At 56.6% G+C, this 1,075-nt stretch carries 1 protein-coding gene; it reads right to left on the reverse strand.

Features of this window, described 5'->3' with window-relative positions:
* Positions 1-394, reverse strand: a 394-nt coding sequence (locus V6D20_18735; GenBank protein ID HEY9817816.1) for a LysR family transcriptional regulator, incomplete at its 3' end; no start/stop codon positions are given.
* Positions 395-1,075: the final 681 nt, after the last annotated feature.

A 1,075-nucleotide genomic window follows, 5' to 3' on the forward strand; every position in this document is an offset into this window, starting at 1 on the left:
GGGTGCTGCCGGTATCGACCTCCAGGCGTATACCACGATACGCCTCGGTGAACTCACGCAGCGGATGGTCGATCAGATCGCCTACAAAGCCCTCACCTACGCACAGCGTTATCTGCCCGGTCTCCAGGCGCTGATAGGCATCCAACTCATCGCTGAAGCGGCGATCCAGCATGGTACGCCGCTGGCAGTAATCGAGCAGCATGTCACCCACCGGTGTGGGATGCACGCCGTCGCGCCGACGTTCCAGAATGGTGGCATCCAGTGCCGACTCTATCAGCCCGATTTGCCGGCTAACCGCCGAGGGGGCAATGTCCAGCCGCGAGGCCGCGGCGCGGATCGAGCCGGTTTCCACCGTGAGCTGAAAATAGATCAGGCGCTGGTGAGGTATCTCCAAAATCTAACCTCCTAGAAGCCTGTACCTATATAAATTCTTGTTGAAAACTCTAGATTCTAGAGCCGCTGCAGAACTATGGACCACGAGGTAGTAGTGGAGGGCCACCATCAGTCTCCTCCCTACCTACCCCTAAGTGGAGCTGAGCATGGGTTATCGTCAGATGATCCAAACCCAACCATATCAGATCCACACCTGCGGTGATGTGAGCATTAGTGAGAGGATCGCAAGAGAGCTTGGCATCCATAGCTGCGAACTGTCCCGTAACACAACTACCAATGACGGCGGTCCCGAGCAGGCTTTCAGTCCTTCAGCGATCACCTGCGGCGCTCTGACTGGACATGGAGCAAGCGCATTCCCAGCATGATTGCCTACGTGAAGAATGAAGCCCGTAGCAGATCAGTTGGTATACGGCCTCATTAGCTGACGTAGGTTTCAGCCACTAACCCTCAGCCTCAGGAGGTGCGCTTATGCTTTCGCAATCTGTCTATCGTCTTCCGAGTGTGCTTTTGGCTCTTCGTTGATGGAAGTGGCAACCAACTCAGCGACCTTAGTCAGTGCCTCTTTCCGCTCTCCAAAGTAGTCGTGACGGTCGTAGATGCCCTCACCCCCCTTGAGCTTGTGGTTCAGGCACCGTTCCGCGACATGACCCGGCACGCCAGCGGCAGCCAACAGGCTACGGCA

The organism is Candidatus Obscuribacterales bacterium (genome assembly GCA_036703605.1).
Taxonomy (GTDB): Bacteria; Cyanobacteriota; Cyanobacteriia; order RECH01; family RECH01; genus RECH01.